Below are 17,440 nucleotides of genomic sequence, written 5' to 3'. Positions count from 1 at the left end.
TTTTCGATTAACCGATTTAAACAATTAACCTTTTTTAAACCAATTAACATGAAAAATATTTTTTACAGTATCGCAATTTTATTTACCGCTTTAAGCTGCGGATGCCATGGTGGCGGAGGTTATTTATCCATTAATACACAAGATACGAATAACTCGTTTAAATTTGAGGCTAAATATGCAGATGGTAAAACAGCTAAACTGAAGAAATACCTCGATAGCGCGCTAAACAATGAACTGCCTTTGGATCAGAATATAGATCTGTTCGTAAATTTAAACGGTAGCGATAAGTTTAATCTTAAAGCTAAAAAAGGCTGGTTGGAGATTAATTTTGATAAAAAGAACAGTTCTTTAGCAGGCTATATGAAAGTGAAAAAACTGACAGAAGGGATTAAGCAGAAGTTATCGGAATAATCGCGTTTCTAACCGCAGAGATCGCAAAGGGAGGGCGCAGAGGGCACAGAGCTGGGCTGTTATTCTTTTGCAAAATTATCTTCGGACTTCGGTCTCCCAACTTTCGGACTTTTGCTCGTTTTTTTGCCACAAAGGCACGAAGCAATTTTTTTCTGCGTATATCTGTGAGATCAGCGGGCAACTTTATTATGTTTTTCTCCCACAGATTTAAGATGATCAGCGCAGAGTTATGATGAATATAATATATTAATAGTCATTGCGAACCGAAGCGCTGTTGTGGGGAGCTTGAAGCAATCTGTTTAGTTTAGCGTTTACCATTTGAAAATTGATTATTGTTAATTATCGCTGTTATTTTAACGGTGTAAGAAATTTAAGAACATTCGCTATCTCCATTTATTTACGTGCTCAACCTTGTTCTGGAACTGTGCCGCCAGCGACTTTATTCTTGATTGCAAAATCAGTTTTCGGCCTTCAATTGTACGGGTAAATATTAAATCGCAGTTACCTACACAGCGTTCCCATTGTTTTTTGAAATGCTCTGCCAGGTTTTTATTTCTACCGATCAGCTCGGGAACAGCGTGGTAATCCTTCTGTTTAATAAAAAGCATAAACCTGTTTTTCCTGATCATTACATACCGTGGATTATTGATAGGGGCAATGATTTCTTGCAGTGCATTAATAAAAGTAGATTTTTCGAAAGTGGTTCCACCTTCTAAATGGCAAAAAACAGCACCATGTTCATCCATATTGCTTTCTACGTAAATTTTCGAAATGTCAGTATGAATTGCTCCTGCTTTAATCAGCGCATTTAGCAATGCCTCACCAATTTGCTGGATATCTTTTGATATATCCCGGTACTTAATATAGAGGCTTAGGGTTTTGTAGGTTAGCCGCCCAAATATGATTACTCCAATCGTGCCAATGATAGCAAGCAGTAGGTACAGGTCGTTTGCCGATCGGACATTTCTACCGCCCCTGAGTAAAAGTTCGAAACTTTGCAGACCAAATCCGGCCAGGCCCGAAGCTAAAGTTGCCGAAAGATTGGCAATAGTTTTACTAAGGTACATGCCTTTAGTTTCCTGATATCCTTTTTCTTCCAGAAATGGGATTTTAATTTCTTCGATCAGGTTTACACCTCCTTCAAGTGCCAGTTCCCAGCGTTTTTTTAAATTTTCCCTGTCGGCCGCATATGTAAACATTTCATCATTCTTTTTCCCGGCTTCTACCTCCTGAGCAATGTTCCCGGGTAAGTTTAACCGGTTCAGGCCGTTTTCTATCCCGGGATTTTCTTTAAATGAAACCCCCACAAAACTTTTAAAGCGTCTTTTTAATAAATCGAAATCATCCCCTCCGGTTTTTGTTGTCGGGTCTATCGTTACCAAATGCCAGATATTTCCGGTTTTATTGGCATTTCCATTTTGTGTTCTAATTGCCCTGCCGCGCATTTGGTTGGAAGAAACAAAAGAACCCACAAAACTGGCCAGTATTAATGCATTGATGGCCGGCGCATCCCACCCTTCGCCCAGTAAAGATTTTGTTCCGATCAATACTTCAATTTCTCCTTCCTGGAAAATTTCGGTTACGATGTGGATCAGGTCATTTTTAAGCTGTTCGGTTTGGTCGATAATGATATAGTTATGATCGAAAGGAAGAGGAGGTAAGCCGATTTTCGAAATTCCCTTTCTAGCTGCCTTTTCTTCAAATACTTTACATGCTGTTTTTGGTATAATAACCATCGAACCAGTTAACACGCCTATTTTTTTACTGTTGTTGTTCTCCCTACGTAATTTTTCGAATATGGGGATTACGCCCATTTTGGTTAACTCAAGCTGATTTTCGGATGTATTTACATAAAATTCTTTGCGGATGTAATCAGATAAGATCACCATCCTGAGCTGATAGCCCAATTGTTTAAACTCAAAATCAACAATTTTGCAAATGCCCGTGAGTTTGCTAATACTGGAAGTTAAAAAGCTTGTAATGCGTTTATTATTCGAAAAATCAATCTGTCTTTTTTCCATCGCACCGCAGCGTCTCAATTTATTTTCAAGTTGCTTACGGTGTTCATCAAAGGCTTTAAAACGGTCTTTTTCCTGATGCAGGTAAAAATCTAAAAGCTTTTCCATCCAATGGTAATCGAGCGGTGGGATTTTCAGTTTTTCATCTCCCATCACCTCAGTATGCAGTTCGTGGATTTCCCTTCCGTTGGCATGCAGAAAAATTAAACAGGCCGAATAGCAGGACAGGTTAGTGTAAATCCATTCGAGATGTTCAGTTGGGTTTACCCATATCGGATGGTTTTCGATCGCGGTGATCATCGTTTTATCCTGTTTGATTTCGTGGAACAGTTGTTCGATATTTTCCCTGAACCTGAGGATGTTCTGGTTTTCTTCTGTTGTTGGAAAAGTGAAATGCACATAATCCTGATGCGGACATAAATCGCCCTCAATTACCAGCTCGGGCACGGATATCTCGGCATCAACAGGGCCGTTAAACTCGAGGTACCTTAACCATTCGGTTGGGGTAACATCATAAGGTGGGGTTGCCGTTAAGCCCACGGTAATGGGGTCTAGTTTTTCTTTTACCCTGGTTAGGGTTTGCCACCATTCGTTTTTTAAGTGATGGGCTTCATCCACCACAATGGTATTAACCTGTTGCAATTTTAACCCATTTACAATGTTATCCAGATTAGGATTTGATGATTTTAAGGTTTCTTCGGTATCTTCCTCTTCGTCGGTTTCTTCCTCCTCTTGTACACGCAGGTTATTACAGGCTGCGTGGAGCCCCTGGAAAGTAACCACTGTCATAAATTTTGGATTTCTAATATCTTTCGAAATCCAGTCTGGTATTGTTTCAGCCTGGAGAAAAAGATCGCAGAAACGCTGTATCCACTGGTTGCGGATGGCAATGGTTGGAGCGAGGATTAGGGTTGGTTTATTTAAACGGATAGCCACTTGGAGGCCTAAAACCGTTTTTCCTGACCCAGGCGGTGCAATAATATGTAAATGCCGGTTAGCAATATAGTTGTCTAAATGATCGAGCACCCGTTTTTGATACTTTCGCCAACTGGATACAAATTTTATTTCTTCTGGATAGGAGGTCAAGGTTTAAGAGCTTTAATATTCTTTAGTCATTTATTAAACCGATCATTTCATTGATCCTTTTCTCAGCTTCATGTTTAGTAATCCCTCCATAGTAATCTTTAACAAATGGATGGTCAAAATCCTCGTGTGGAACAATTAAAGGCCTGTTATTATCTGTTTGAGTATAAACTGTTGTTGGGATACTCAATGTGCTTTGGTAGCCTGGTACATTGTTGCACAGCCAACCGAAATAAGTTACCTCGTGGTTTTCATTGTTAAAATTATCCTTATAATCTTTGAAACTTTTTTCACTTAACGATACCCACAAACCATACTGCAGGTCTTCACAATGATCGTTAACAAGTTGCGATAGTGTACAACGGATAAATCTGTCAACGGTTTCCCCATCTTCTATTGTACAAAAATCCGAACTTAAAGTTGCAATGGTTTCTTTATCCTGGTCATTTAGATTATCATAATGTAAGGGGGAACTGAATGCAAGCGCAGGCCAATCGTGATGTATTTCACCACAGGTGTGGCATGTGTAAGTGGAGAGCTGACTCATTAACTGATTAATTTAAATTGGCTGGTTTTTAAATGACTGGTTTTAATGCTTTGCCTTTTCATACTGATTAAGTTCAAACTACAGTAGCCTGATCTTTATACAATTTCCGCTTCTCTCTTTTTAACGTCCACCTCAATAACATTGGATTGATGATTAGTTCAAATAAAATGGTGAAAATAGCTTCCATATTTGTTTATGATAGGTACAAGATAATAAAAACATTAGTTCGGTATTACCTTCCAATGGGATATATTTAAATCACGGTTTTCTTTATGTTTATGCCCAGGGATTTTTATAACCCTTTTGACCTTTTTGGGTAGATCTGTAATCCCTGGTGCCACCTTTTAGTGCTTTTTCATCTTCCATTTCATCATCAGTATCCCAATCATCAGCTCGTGCAGGGCTCATGTTCCCATGGATAACCTGATCTTCGGCAGGAAGCTGACTGGCCGGAAATGTACCTTCCTGAACATCTCTGTGTCTGGCTACCTGTTTTCGTCCTTCCGCTGCGCTGGCTACAAATTTGAAATATTGGGTGAATTGGTTGAACTTAATTTCGCCATTCTCAATGGCACGCAAAGTTGCCCTGAATATTTTCCCGGCGCCCTGCTTTCTCCATTCTTCTGCCAGATAAACGGTAATGTGCATTTGTGATGCGCCTCTTTTTTGTAGTTCAGTAAAGCCCGTATCGTCAAGTTTCAATAGTTGGGTGGCAATTTGCGGGTCAGAGAGTGTTCCTGAAGTTACCGCCCTGATAAATTCATCATAAGTATCACCCATTTGTGTTCCGCCCCAACCGGCAGAGGTACTACCTGTTTTGGGTGCCCCACGGTTATGAAAGGCACTAATCGAACCAGCTCCAAAGGGAGCAGGAACACCAATACCGGAAGCTCCTTTTGTCCAATCCTGATAAGGGGAAAAGGTGCCAGGTGTATAATCACTGTGGTCCGATGTAACGTGTTTTGTTACAATTGGTCTGCCATCAGTTGCCGTGCCAGTCTTTTTATAAGATTCACCTGAACTTTTGAGTATAAAAATATCCGGATCATCAGTTTTGGTGAGGTTTAAACTCTGGCCATGCTGATTATCTTCATAAGCCCATTGGGGCTGTATTACCGTTTTATAATTAATGTTGTTCGAAGCAGGCTGTACATATACGGTTTGCGTTTGATTACTAATTTGCGCATTTGTAAAACGTTGAGTTGAGGCTTTCAACTGTTTTACTTTTTGGCTACTGTTAACCATATCCTGCACTTGCCTTTGTGCAATGGTTTCCGGTCTGTTATCTATAAAAGAAGTTGCTTCGTTTTTACCTTGTTGAGTGGAAGAGCCATTTGCGGTGGACTGACTTTTATTTTCGGATATTTTATCAGCGTATATAGGCATTGTTGAGCGTTTATTGAATTAAAGATATAAGTATTCTGTTAACCATGCAAGTGATAATGCGTTTCAACTTTAAAGGTATGGCTACAAAAGAACACTGGCCAGATAAAAGCTTGATAATGGAACAATAGGGATTGGTTATATATACAGTTTGAACCAAAGTTAGTTGTTCGTTTGAAGTTCAAATCGTCATTGCGAACCGAAGGGTAGGATGGAGTTTGGTGTAAAGTAATCTGTTTATCCGAAGTTGGGATTTATAAAGATTGTAAAAAGATGCTGTATCAATATCGGTTTGTCATCCTGAGCCCGTCGAAGGACCAGTTTTAATGCGTTCCGACAGGCTCAATATGACAGCATCTAAAGGGATTTAAATTATGATATAACCCCTGTTATTCGTTTTTAATGTTTAACATCGGCCGGAGCATTCGTGGTCGAATCTGCTGTAGAATCGGTATGTGTACTATCCATCATTTTGCTGGTATCGGTGTATTTGTGCATCGTGTCGGCATTTTCCTCGCCAGCTTTTTTACCAGTACATGCCGATAAGGCTAAACCTAATGCGGCAACTAAGATTATTACTTTCGTTTTCATATTCAATGTTATTGGTGTATCAATACAATTCTTTTTAACCGGCAATTGTTTTGAGAATGGTTAAATTATGTTTGGAATTGAGGGTTCGGAGTTTGGTCGTCATTGCGAACCGAAGGGGAAGTAAAGCAATCCGGCTAGTTTGCCGTTTGAAAATTGAAATTTGATTATTGGTCATTATTAAAATCTGTGCGCATCTGTGGTCAAAAACTTTTACCTCTAACGTACAGATCGAAATCTATAGAAAGCCCCAGCCTATTCATTCTGGCAATGCTCTCCCTGTTGATACTCGGGCCGCCGATCATCCCATTTCCATTATGGATCTCCATGGCAACCTGAATGTAACCTTCAGCTTTTTCTACCAGTTCCCTAACGCCTTTTTTGTCTGTTTCGAGGTAGATTAACAACTTGCTGAGTTTATCTTCAAATTCGTCGGGTTCTGTATTGAGCATAATCTTTAAGGCACTAAACCGATGTGCTGATCTGCCGTTTTTCTTTAAATCACCTTTATTCCGGCTGTCATAAACCGATAGGGTAGTGAAAGCTTTTAGTTCATTTTCTGTAAGACTTTCTGATGTGGCAAAAAAATAAACCCAGTTTCCAGCTTCTGTTTCGATAGAGATAATTTCGCCTAAATTAAGGTCGATATACACCGCAAAATAGAACCGCTCATCCTGCACCGGAAGGTAAGCTATAATGAGGTTATTGCGCTCGCGGTCAATCCGGTCTATCTGTAGCTTATTGTTGAGGTAGATTGGCTGATGAATTTCAAGATATTGCCCGGTTACCCCGAATGTTTTTTCCTGAAATTCTTTTTCAATCAGTGTTATGGCTTGTTCGTCTGTCATTTATTTTTTTGATGCATAAATATAGGTTTTTTGATTAAAGGTATGAGGCTCACCATAGAACACCAATTGGAAATGATGTCGGGATGCTCTGTACAAATGCATTAAGATCCCCGCGTGCGCGAGGATGACGAACTTTTTAATGTAAGTCTGTTAACAGTAATTAATCCTAACTCGTCATTGCGAACCGAAGGGAGGGCTGGTGAGCAGGAGTGAAGCAATGTTTTAGGAAAACTTGAAATTTTATTTTAAGCACAAGTCTGGCCATTGTACGGGCTAAGGCGCTAAGACTAGCGCCAGGATGGTTTTCTAAAGTCGAAAGAACGAATTGGTATTTGGTTTTGTGCAGCTATTTGTTATGCATGCATTATAAATCTGTTATCTTTGCAGCTTTTATCAAATATCAGCATTCATTAGCATATTCATGGGCAAAAACAGCATCGGCTCTACCATTACATATTTCTTTTTAGGCGAGTATTTTTCTGATGCGCTGCGCACCACCATTACCGTGGTATTGCCCATTATTTTATTCTTTTATCTGGGTAATCCCGAAGCAGCTAAAGGAATAGGCGTGGGAGCTTTGCTGATCAGTTTAACTGATTTGCCCGATAACCGATTAAATAAACTCAAAACAGCCTTATCCAGTATCATTGTATTTTTCTGTACTACTTTGGTGGTATCATCTATATTGTATAGTCAGTACCTCACTGCAGTGATTGTGGTTATTGCCGCTTTCAGTTGTTCTATGTTTGCGGTGTATGGACAGAAACTGTCGTTAATTGGTACCATGGCCTTGATTGTTTGCACCTTTGTGATGGGGCTTCACCCGGCAAGGCCGCTATATTTTAGCAGTTATATTCTGGTGGGAGGCGTTTGGTATTATGTGATCAGCCTGATCCAGATTCTGATCCGGCCGTACCGTTCGTTGCATCATGCCATTTTTGAGTGTTTAATGAGCAGTGCCGTATTTTTAAATGCCAAAGCCAAGAATTATGATGTAGATGTACCGCTCGATCTGCAACAGAAAGAAGCCATTAAACTGCATATCAAGGTTAACCAGAAACATGAGCTGATCCGCAACCTGTTGCTTACCGATAAGTATGCCATGAATCCCAATAACCCCAAAGGCCAGTTGTTGCTGGAGCGGGCGAGGTTACTGATCGATTTATACGAACAGTTAAATGCAGTGCATTATGATTACGCCCTGGTGCGGAATACCCTCGCTACCGGACCGAGTTTAAAACTGATTGCCAACCTGATCGAATTATTGGCAAAAGAACTTGAAGAACTGGGCAGGCATGTTCGTTCGGCAAAGGCTTATAAAGGCGAGGTGGCCACCAATATCGAATATTACCAGAAACGTTTAATGCTGCTGCAGGAAATGGAACGTTTAAACGAAAGCCAGCGTAAAATTGTGCTGAAAGTGGTTTCGAACATGAACGATATTGTGCGCATCATCGAAATGATCAGGGGCAATGAGCGTACGCCCGAAAAACACCTGCAGGAACTGAGTGGTGCGATTTCTTATCCTTTATTTATTACCGGTGATCGCTTTACCATTAAAGAACACCTGAGCTTAAAATCGCCCATCTTCAGGTTTTCGCTGCGGCTGGCCATTTGTTTCCTTTTTGGTTTCTTATTGATCTGGCAGCTGGAACCGAGTAAATACAGCTACTGGCTTTTTTTGACGCTCGTGATTGTAGCGAGGCCGAAGTTTTCGATTACCTGGAAACGAAACCTGCAACGTTTAAAAGGAAGCCTTGGTGGCGTTGTGGTTGGTTTGGTAATCATTTATTTTGTGAAGAGTCCGGTGGTGTTGCTTTCCTTTTCTGTGATCTTTTTATTGGGCTTTTATGCTTTTAACCGCCTAAATTATACGGTTAGTGTGCTCTTTATTACCCCCGCGGTGATTTTAACACTGGGCAGTTATCAGGGACATTTCGACCACATTGTGCATGACCGGATTCTGTTTACCTTGTTGGGTTGTGTGATCGCTATTTTTGCCACTTATCTTTTCCCGATATGGGACAGCAGGCAGCTGAAAGAGAAAATTAATAAAGCCACCAAAGATTGTTTACAATACTTAAAAGTAGCTATTGAGCGGAAGGAAAACCTGGGCGAAAACATTTCGCGGATGGCGAGAAAAAATGCCAACCTCAGTTTATCTGCCTTAAGCGAAGCCATCGAATCGGCCAGTCAGGAGCCTATGCGTAAACACCTTGATTTTAATGCGCTTTATGGTGTGCAATCGACCGTTTACCAGATCAATGCCATTATTACTTCCATTTACCTTTCGCTTAACCATAAACCCGAACAGGCTGATCCTGCGGTAGTGAGCCAGATTGTAAATAACCTCAGTGAGGTAGCAACCTTACCAGATAGTACTTTGAATCCGGATGAAATTGATCAGGAAAGTGATCATTCTACGAAACAGAAACTGGCGCATATTGCGGTTTTGTCTGTAGCGTTTAGCAGGTTTAATGCTGCTTTTAGGGCTTGATGATCGGCGAGTTGTAAATATTGTTCCCGCAGATTTAAGATGATCAGCACAGATAGGCTTACCAACAGCTATGTTAAATTCTTTTGGGCACATCTTTTTTTAAGAATGTTTTAGGCATTTTAATAACCAACTTTAATAAAGCACGGATTTTAACCAAGTACGCTGTCAATCCCAAGAGCCGGGAAATCAAAAAAACAGGTGCAGTTCATTTAAATTGGTACTAATAAACCTAAAACGCAGTGGTTTTGTGTTCATAAACGATGATTTGATTTTAAAAAGAAAATTTTGAACACAAAACGTAGTGCCGCTGTTTTTTTGATGCGCATGGGATTGTGCAAAAGGCTCATTGCTGGATCCGATAGCTATCGGATGACAAGGCATTTTATTTATAGGTTTTAGTGTTTTTAATTATATAAATGAGCTACGCTATCGCTTCGGTTTGCATACTTTTGATGCCTCAAAAGTTTGATGCCCCGCGGCAGAGAGCGGTAGAAGAATTTTTACAATTTAATATCCACGCGATAGCTTGATGGATAAGAAATGAAAACGCAAGTAATATCAGGCTATTTTATCCTATCAGACATATAAGTAATCAATGCATTTACTTTTTACAGTTAACCGATTAACCAGTTTACACCATTCACCACTCTTTAAATTCAATTAATTGCCCACAAAACTATGGATATTGGTATATTGTGCGCTTTAATAACCTTATGTATATGAAAAAAATATTCCTAAGTCTTTTTCTGCTCTCTTTTTTAACCATAACCACTTTTGCCCAAAAGAAACCTAACTTTTGGGATGATGTGCAAACCATTAAAAAGTATGATCAAATGTATAAACCGCCCGTTCATCCGGTGTTGTTTGTAGGTAGTTCATCTATCCGGAAATGGGACGATTGCACACAGATTTTTGCTAAATACAATACCTTAAACCGTGGTATAGGTGGCGCAGTAATTGATGATATTACCTATTATTTAAATGATGTGGTTTTTCCGTATCAACCAAAACAGCTAGTGATTTATGTTGGCGAAAACGACCTGCCAAATGATACGGTAACACCCGATACCGTTTTAAACCGAACCATTAAGTTATACCGTGCCATCAGGGCAAAACTGCCAACGGTGCCGATTGTTTATATTTCGATAAAACCAAGCCCAAGCAGGGATAAATTTAAGGAGAAAGCAGTGGCATCTAATGCACTCATCAAAAAGTTTTTAGCTGGAGAAGCCAATACCACCTTTGTTGATATTTATGCTTTGATGTTAACCAAAGAGGGTAAACTTAGACCAGAGCTATTTGTAGAAGATATGCTGCACATGAATGCCAAGGGTTATGCCATCTGGCGAAAAGCCGTTGAACCACATTTAATAAAGTAAGTAAAAGTTATAATCTGTTTAATATCTGCCACTCAACTATAGCCCCGATCCGATAGCTATCGGATGAACGAAAAGCCCCGAGCGAAGTGAGGACTTGCAGAGAAAGCGGGACCGGAGCAACACCAATTTGCATTGACGTTCCGCTTCAAATTAAAACACCTCATTTTCTATTTTTTTACCACCTAAGACATCTAAGCACACCTGAGTATTGTAATCGGTGGATAATAATATTACCCTTAGATGTTCTCAGGTGACTAAGGTGGTTCATTTCAAAGGGCGTGGTTCCTTTGATGGTTGTTAACAAGGTTAACCGGAATTAAAATTATATATTTATTATTGCGTTTAATTCTCCCTAACCTTATGTACAAAATTCTGCTTGCTGTTTTATGCCTTCTGATTGGTTCCCAAGCCTCCGCTCAGGATCTTTTGGGTATTCCGCAGATTGTAAATTACAATAACGAGCAATATAATGGCGGGATCCAGAACTGGGAAGTTAAACAAGATAAAAACGGCATTTTGTATTTCGGCAACAATGAAGGCTTACTCACCTTTAATGGCCGGTACTGGAACCTGTACCGTTTGCCCAATTATACCTCTGTCCGCTCTATTGGTATCGACTCTAAAAACAGAATTTACGTTGGCGGACAGGATGAATTTGGCTACTATTACCCGAACGAACATGGCATTTTAAAATACACCTCTTTATTAAACCTCGTCCCGGAAAACCTGCGTAAACTGGCCGATATCTGGGACATTTCCATCATTAACGATGAAGTATTTTTTAGGTCGGTTAATGCCATTTTGCATTACAAAGATGGAGTTGTTAAAAGCTACAAAGTAAATGCCACCTGGCTGTTTATGGGGATGGCGAACAATAAAGTTTTTTCGCAAACCAAAGATGTGGGCCTCATGGTTTTCGACCATGATTTATGGAAGCCATTTTGTAGCGACACCATTTTAAAACAGTTTTCCGTTACTTCAATTTTGCCATATGGAGGCGATACTTTACTGGTTTCAACCTTAAAACAGGGCTTCTTTTTAATCGCCAATAATAAACTTAGCCGTTTAAAAACGAAACTCGATCCCGTTTTTTTTAACGACCGGATTTATTTTGCCAGCCAGATTAACCAAAACTTGTACGGGGTGGGCACCACATCAGGTGGGGTGTACATCATGAATAAACGCGGCGAACTGGTGCAGAAATACAATTACCGTGAAGGTTTGCAGAACAACAATGTGAGGGGCATCCAGCTCGATCAGGATAAGAATATGTGGCTGGCTTTGGATGATGGAATTGCCTATGTGGCCATTAACAGCGCCATAAAAAACATTTTTCCCGACCGGAATAAACAGATTACCAGTTATGCTTTCAGAAAGTTTAACCAATCGATTTATATCGGTACTTCAAACGGTTTATATACGGCCAAACTAAATGCTGCCACACCTGATTTAAGCTATTCTACGGCAAATTTTGAGGAAGTAAAAAATACCAAGGGGCAGGTGTGGGGTTTGGACGAAATCAACAATCAGTTGCTAATGGCGCATGAGGACGGCACTTCTGTGATCCAGGATAATATGGCCAGATCGCTTTACAATTTACCAGGCACCTGGATGTACCAAACGGTAGATAAAGTGTACCCGAGCAATGAGGTTATTGCCGGTACTTACTGGGGGCTGCAGCGACTGCTATATAGTGGCGGTACCTTTACCAATGCGGGTAAAATTGAAGGATTAAGAGAAACCCTGCGTTTTATTGTAGCTGATAATAACAATCCCGATCATATCTGGGCATCGCATCCCTACCATGGGGTGTATAAAATAGAATTAAAGCCCGATCATAAAAGCATATTGCGCACCACCATGTTTACCGACAAGGATGGATTGCCATCTAAACTCTATAATTACGTGTACCATGTAAAAAACAGGGTTTTAATTGCTACTGTTGATGGCGTGTACGAGTATGATGCCATAAAAAAGCGGTTTGTGCGGTTAAAGCTGTTGGGTAAGGCACTTAACGGCGTGTCTATACAGTATATGAAAGAAGATAATGATGGCAACATATGGTTTGTGAGCAATAAAAAAGTTGGGGTAATCGATTTTAGAAAACCTGACGGCGGAAATGCCTTCAGCATATTTTACCTGCCCGAACTTGATGGAAAAGTGGTGGGCGGTTTCGAATCCATTTACGCGTTAGATAGTCACAATATATTTATCGGTGCCAATAAAGGTGCTTATCACATCAATTATGATAAATACATCGAAAATATAACCAAACCAAATGTGTTATTGGGCACAATCAAACTGTTTGGTAAACAAGATAGTATGGTTTTTGGCGGTTATTTTGTGAAAAAGGGGGTAATTGCTGATAAACAGGATGAAAGCAGTTTGCCCGAGTATGTAAACAGTTTGAATTCCATCCATTTCGAATATGCTTCTACTTTGTTTGAGCACGACAGGAACATCAAATTCAGTTACCAGCTAGTTGGTTTCGATCGTGACTGGTCGGAATGGAGCATTAAAAGCGAAAAAGACTACACCAATTTACCTGCAGGCAAATACACCTTTAATGTAAAAGCAAGAACCGATGTAGGTAATGAATCGGTAATGGTAAGTTATAGCTTTGTGGTTTTACCGGCCTGGTATAATACAATTTGGATGAAACTGGTTTACCTGATACTGATTGTTTTACTGATCAGGCTGATCATCAGGTGGCAAAAGCAGAAACACATTAAAGAGCAGGAGCGGATGAGTTACCTCCACCAGCTGGAATTAGACCGTAACGAAAAAGAAATTGTGCGCCTGCAGAACGAAAAACTGGAAGCAGATGTAAACTATAAAAACAAAGAACTTTCTACCATGACCATGCATTTGGTACAGCGTGGCAAGGTGCTGGCCAAGATCAAAGAAGTAATTTCTACGGTAATCAAAAACCACGACATCAGCGAAAGTTCGCCAAGTTTCAGGCACCTCATCAGGCTGATCAGGGATGTGGAAAAGAAAGACCAGGAACTGGATCATTTAAGCGTGCATTTTAACCACGTAAATACCGAATTCTTTAATAAACTTAAAGATCTTTATCCCGACCTGAGCCAGAACGATCTTAAATTCTGTGCCTATTTATCCATGAATCTTTCTTCAAAAGAAATGGCACAGCTGATGAATGTGACCATAAAAGCAATTGAAGTTGGGCGCTACCGTCTTAGAAAAAAACTTCAGCTTAAACCAGAAACCAATTTATATGAGTTTCTGATCGAAATAGCCCGCCAAAAGAACCCTTAATTCAATGTTTTTGTTACAAATGAGTAGATTTATTTGATAAATATTTAAGTGTTTGTTTATCAGTTATATTAACACCTCTTTGTAGGGCTTATGTAGGGCTTCATTTCTTTCTTTTTTACTCAATTGAGGGCTGCTGTATGGTTTGTGTAGTAGCGCTAAATTGTGCTATTGTATTGCACCTCTCTAGATTTGATTTTAATAATGGGCTACCAAGGCCCACGGTGTTAACTAACCAAATATTAACTTAAAACTAAATTCTATGAGAGGAAGATTTACATTCGTATTCTTCATGTTCTGTTTCCTGGTTTTTCCAATGGCCTTATTGGCACAGGATATTCCCGTAACAGGAAAAGTAACAGAACAAAACGGCGACCCATTACCGGGCGTAACCGTAAAGCTTGATGGAACAACCAAAGCCGCATCAACTGATGCCAATGGTGTTTTCGCTATTCAGGCACCTGTGGGTGGAAAATTAACCATTAGCCTGATTGGCATGGCCACGCAAACCGTAACTGTTCCGGCAGGCGGTCGTATCAATGTTTCGCTTAAAGCCGATTCGAAAGATTTAACAGAAATAGTTGTAGTAGGTTATGGTACACAAAAGAAAAGTGTAGTAACCGGTGCAATTTCGAGCGTTAAAGCATCAGACCTGGAAAATCAGCCGGTAGTACGTATCGAGCAATCATTACAGGGAAGAACTTCAGGTTTAACCATTGCAGCAACATCTGGTCAGCCGGGTTCGAGTGCTACGGTACGTTTAAGGGGGTTTACTTCTTTCGGTAACGATAAAAATAACCCGCTTTGGGTGGTAGATGGTGTAGTTATCGATAATGGTGGTATCGGTTATTTAAACCAGAACGATATCGAATCGATCGAAGTGTTAAAAGATGCAGCTTCTGCCGCCATTTACGGTGCACGTGCAGCCTCGGGAGTAATCCTGGTAACCACTAAAAAAGGTAAGGCAGGTAATATCAGCATTAACTACAGCGGTTATTATGGTACTCAGGCACCAGCGAAAAAATTAAAAATGCTTGATGCTACGCAATATGCCACGGTAAGAAATCAGGCAGCTTCAGCAGCTGGTGTTGCGCTTCCTTATGCAGATCCGGCTTCATACGGCGTAGGTACAGATTGGCAATCACTAATTTTTAATGATGCTGCTCCAAAGCAGAATCACGAGGTAAGCATTAGTGGTGGTAGCGAAAAGGCAACGTTTTATACCTCATTCGGTTATACCGATATTGATGGTATTGTAGCCACACCAATTTCGAAATTCAACCGTGCCAATATCCGTTTAAATTCAACCTATAAACCTGCAAAATGGATTACCATAGGCGAAAACTTAGGTTACAGTCATGCAGTTACCAGTGGTATTGGCGAAACCAACAGAGAGTATGGCGGCGTATTGAGTTCTGCAATTAACTTAGACCCGATTATGCCTGCCGTAATTGATAATCCAACTGCTGCTGCTTCGGTTTATAATCCAAATAATCCTTTAGGATTTAAAGATGATAACGGTAATTTTTATTCGATTCCGGCTGGTGGTTTCCAGGAGATGAAAAATCCTTTGGCCTACCAGAAAACAAGATTGGGTAATTACAACTGGGACCACAACATTATCGGCAATGCTTTTGTAGATATCGAGCCAATTAAAGGTTTACATGTACGTTCTACTTTGGGTACTAAACTGGCTTTTTATGGAGGCGATACTTTTACACCTGCATTCTTTTTAGGCAATGGGCCGGGTGGTGTAAATGCTACTGCTACATTATCGCGAAACCTGAACTATATCATCAACTATAACTTTGAGAATACTGTATCTTATAACAGAACCTTCGATAAGCATAACATTACTTTATTGGTTGGTCAGGGCGCTTATAAAGATAACAATGCCAGGGGTGTAACCAGTACTTATGGAAACATTCCGGCCACAACTTTTGATGAGGCTTCGTTCAGATACAATGCTTTGGCCGCTTCCAGAACAACAAGCGGATCGGACGGAACCGACCACAGGGTAAATTCACTATTCTCCAGGTTACAGTATAACTACGCTGAAAAATATTTATTTACTGCGTTGATTAGAAGAGATGGATCATCCAGGTTTGGTGCTAACCATAAATTCGGTTATTTCCCTTCAGCGTCAGTGGGTTGGGTGCCAACACTGGAAGATTTTTTCCCTAAAAACAATGTGCTTACTTTCTTGAAAATCCGTGGTAGCTATGGCGTAACCGGACAGGATTTAATTGGCGATTTCTCTTTCGTGCCAACCGTTGGCCCAGGGCGTAACTATACTTTTGGTACAACTGAAACTATTGGAATAGGTTATAGCCCGAACGCTCCGGCAAATCCGGATCTGAAATGGGAAGAAACCAGGCAAACCGATATCGGCTTTGAGGCCACCTTGTTAAACAACATCACCTTCAACTTTGATTGGTACAAGAAAAAAACAATTGGCATTTTACAAAACCCACCAGTACCAGGTTATACCGGAAGTGGTTCTTTTGCGGCTAACGTAGCCGATATGGAAAACACAGGGGTGGAGCTGGAACTGGGATACCGTAAAAAAATCGGTGATTTTAACATTGGGATAAATGGAAATGCATCTTTCTTCAAAAATAAAGTAACCAAATTATTGCCAGGAGTTACCTTTATTGAAGATAATACAGCCAGTTTCCAAACTTTGGGCGCCATTACCAGAACTACTTTGGGTAGGGCATACAATGAGTTTTATGGTTACCAAACATTGGGCATATTCCAAACCCAGGCAGAGGTTGACAGTTATGTTGGTCCGAACGGCACAAAACTACAGCCAAATGCCAAACCCGGTGATTTGAAATTTGCCAATTTAAACGGCGATAATGCCATTACCGTTGATGACCGTACCTACCTGGGTAACCCTGCACCAAAAATGAGTTATGGTTTAACCATTAATGTAGCTTACAAAAACTTCGATTTTACTGCTTTTGGTAGTGGAGTTGCCGGAAATACTATTTTCCAGGGTTTAAGAAGGTTAGATATCGGTACACAGGCTAACTGGCAAACGAAAATTTTAGATAGCTGGTCGCCAACTAATACGGGTGCAACCTTGCCCCGACTTGTACAGGGTGATCCAAATGGAAACTACTCTAAATTTAACTCCGTTTATCTTGAAAAAGGCGATTATTTCAGGTTGCGTACCATCCAGTTAGGCTATACTTTCCCTAAATCAATTACGGAAAAATTAAAAATGCAGAAACTAAGGGTTTATGTGCTGAGCGAGAACTTGTTCACCATTACCAAATATTCTGGTTACGATCCTGAGTTGGGTGTTACAAGTGATGCCGGTGGTGGTGCAGTATTCAGTGTAGACCGTGGCGCCTATCCACAGGCACGCTCTTTCTTATTTGGTTTAAATGTTGGATTTTAAT

10 protein-coding genes are annotated in these 17,440 nt (G+C 40.3%); 5 read left to right on the top strand and 5 right to left on the bottom strand.

Annotated elements, in window-relative coordinates; all coding sequences use genetic code 11:
- Nucleotides 1–48: 48 nt before the first annotated feature.
- Complete coding sequence (locus tag U859_RS0121145; RefSeq protein WP_025145295.1) at nt 49–411, top strand: hypothetical protein; 363 nt, start codon at nt 49–51, stop codon at nt 409–411.
- Nucleotides 412–794: 383 nt separating this feature from the next.
- Here U859_RS0121145 and U859_RS0121140 read toward each other — a convergent pair whose 3' ends face one another.
- The 5 genes from U859_RS0121140 to U859_RS0121120 all read right to left on the bottom strand — a co-directional run bounded on the left by U859_RS0121140 (nt 795) and on the right by U859_RS0121120 (nt 6,878).
- Entirely contained in the window at nt 795–3,515 is a 2,721-nt protein-coding gene (locus U859_RS0121140; protein WP_025145294.1) for a DEAD/DEAH box helicase family protein, read from the bottom strand.
- A 22-nt stretch (nt 3,516–3,537) separates the two neighbouring features.
- Nucleotides 3,538–4,059 (bottom strand): DUF2199 domain-containing protein, encoded by a 522-nt coding sequence (locus U859_RS0121135; RefSeq protein ID WP_025145293.1) that lies wholly within the window; start codon nt 4,057–4,059, stop codon nt 3,538–3,540.
- 276 nt (nt 4,060–4,335) lie between these two features.
- On the bottom strand, nt 4,336–5,445 hold the full coding sequence (locus U859_RS0121130; protein ID WP_025145292.1) for a hypothetical protein: 1,110 nt from the start codon (nt 5,443–5,445) through the stop codon (nt 4,336–4,338).
- Between the two features lie 396 nt (nt 5,446–5,841).
- Nucleotides 5,842–6,033: a hypothetical protein gene (locus U859_RS0121125; protein WP_025145291.1), complete on the bottom strand. Its 192-nt coding sequence runs from the start codon at nt 6,031–6,033 to the stop codon at nt 5,842–5,844.
- 200 nt (nt 6,034–6,233) lie between these two features.
- Nucleotides 6,234–6,878 (bottom strand): DUF4279 domain-containing protein, encoded by a 645-nt coding sequence (locus tag U859_RS0121120; protein WP_025145290.1) that lies wholly within the window; start codon nt 6,876–6,878, stop codon nt 6,234–6,236.
- 421 nt (nt 6,879–7,299) lie between these two features.
- Here U859_RS0121120 and U859_RS0121115 point away from each other — a divergent pair, with 421 nt between their 5' ends.
- The 4 genes from U859_RS0121115 to U859_RS0121095 all read left to right on the top strand — a co-directional run bounded on the left by U859_RS0121115 (nt 7,300) and on the right by U859_RS0121095 (nt 17,439).
- Entirely contained in the window at nt 7,300–9,375 is a 2,076-nt protein-coding gene (locus U859_RS0121115) for an FUSC family protein (RefSeq protein ID WP_025145289.1), read from the top strand.
- 719 nt (nt 9,376–10,094) lie between these two features.
- The gene (locus U859_RS0121105) at nt 10,095–10,754 is read left to right on the top strand and encodes a GDSL-type esterase/lipase family protein (RefSeq protein ID WP_025145287.1); all 660 of its coding nucleotides are present in this window, start codon (nt 10,095–10,097) and stop codon (nt 10,752–10,754) included.
- Between the two features lie 360 nt (nt 10,755–11,114).
- Entirely contained in the window at nt 11,115–14,033 is a 2,919-nt protein-coding gene (locus U859_RS0121100; RefSeq protein ID WP_025145286.1) for a triple tyrosine motif-containing protein, read from the top strand.
- A 259-nt stretch (nt 14,034–14,292) separates the two neighbouring features.
- Complete coding sequence (locus U859_RS0121095) at nt 14,293–17,439, top strand: SusC/RagA family TonB-linked outer membrane protein (RefSeq protein ID WP_025145285.1); 3,147 nt, start codon at nt 14,293–14,295, stop codon at nt 17,437–17,439.
- The last annotated feature ends 1 nt before the right edge of the window (nt 17,440 follow it).

This window comes from Pedobacter jeongneungensis, assembly GCF_000633455.1.
Lineage (GTDB): Bacteria > Bacteroidota > Bacteroidia > Sphingobacteriales > Sphingobacteriaceae > Pedobacter > Pedobacter jeongneungensis_A.
The sequence above is the reverse complement of the archived record's forward strand: the minus strand, read 5'-3'. Positions and strand labels throughout refer to the sequence as shown.

Coding starts and splice junctions, on each gene's coding strand:
- U859_RS0121145 (WP_025145295.1), top strand. CDS start 49: ATGAAAAATATTTTTTACAGTATCGCAATTTTATTTACCGCTTTAAGC.
- U859_RS0121135 (WP_025145293.1), bottom strand. CDS start 4,059: ATGAGTCAGCTCTCCACTTACACATGCCACACCTGTGGTGAAATACAT.
- U859_RS0121130 (WP_025145292.1), bottom strand. CDS start 5,445: ATGCCTATATACGCTGATAAAATATCCGAAAATAAAAGTCAGTCCACC.
- U859_RS0121125 (WP_025145291.1), bottom strand. CDS start 6,033: ATGAAAACGAAAGTAATAATCTTAGTTGCCGCATTAGGTTTAGCCTTA.
- U859_RS0121120 (WP_025145290.1), bottom strand. CDS start 6,878: ATGACAGACGAACAAGCCATAACACTGATTGAAAAAGAATTTCAGGAA.
- U859_RS0121115 (WP_025145289.1), top strand. CDS start 7,300: ATGGGCAAAAACAGCATCGGCTCTACCATTACATATTTCTTTTTAGGC.
- U859_RS0121105 (WP_025145287.1), top strand. CDS start 10,095: ATGAAAAAAATATTCCTAAGTCTTTTTCTGCTCTCTTTTTTAACCATA.
- U859_RS0121100 (WP_025145286.1), top strand. CDS start 11,115: ATGTACAAAATTCTGCTTGCTGTTTTATGCCTTCTGATTGGTTCCCAA.
- U859_RS0121095 (WP_025145285.1), top strand. CDS start 14,293: ATGAGAGGAAGATTTACATTCGTATTCTTCATGTTCTGTTTCCTGGTT.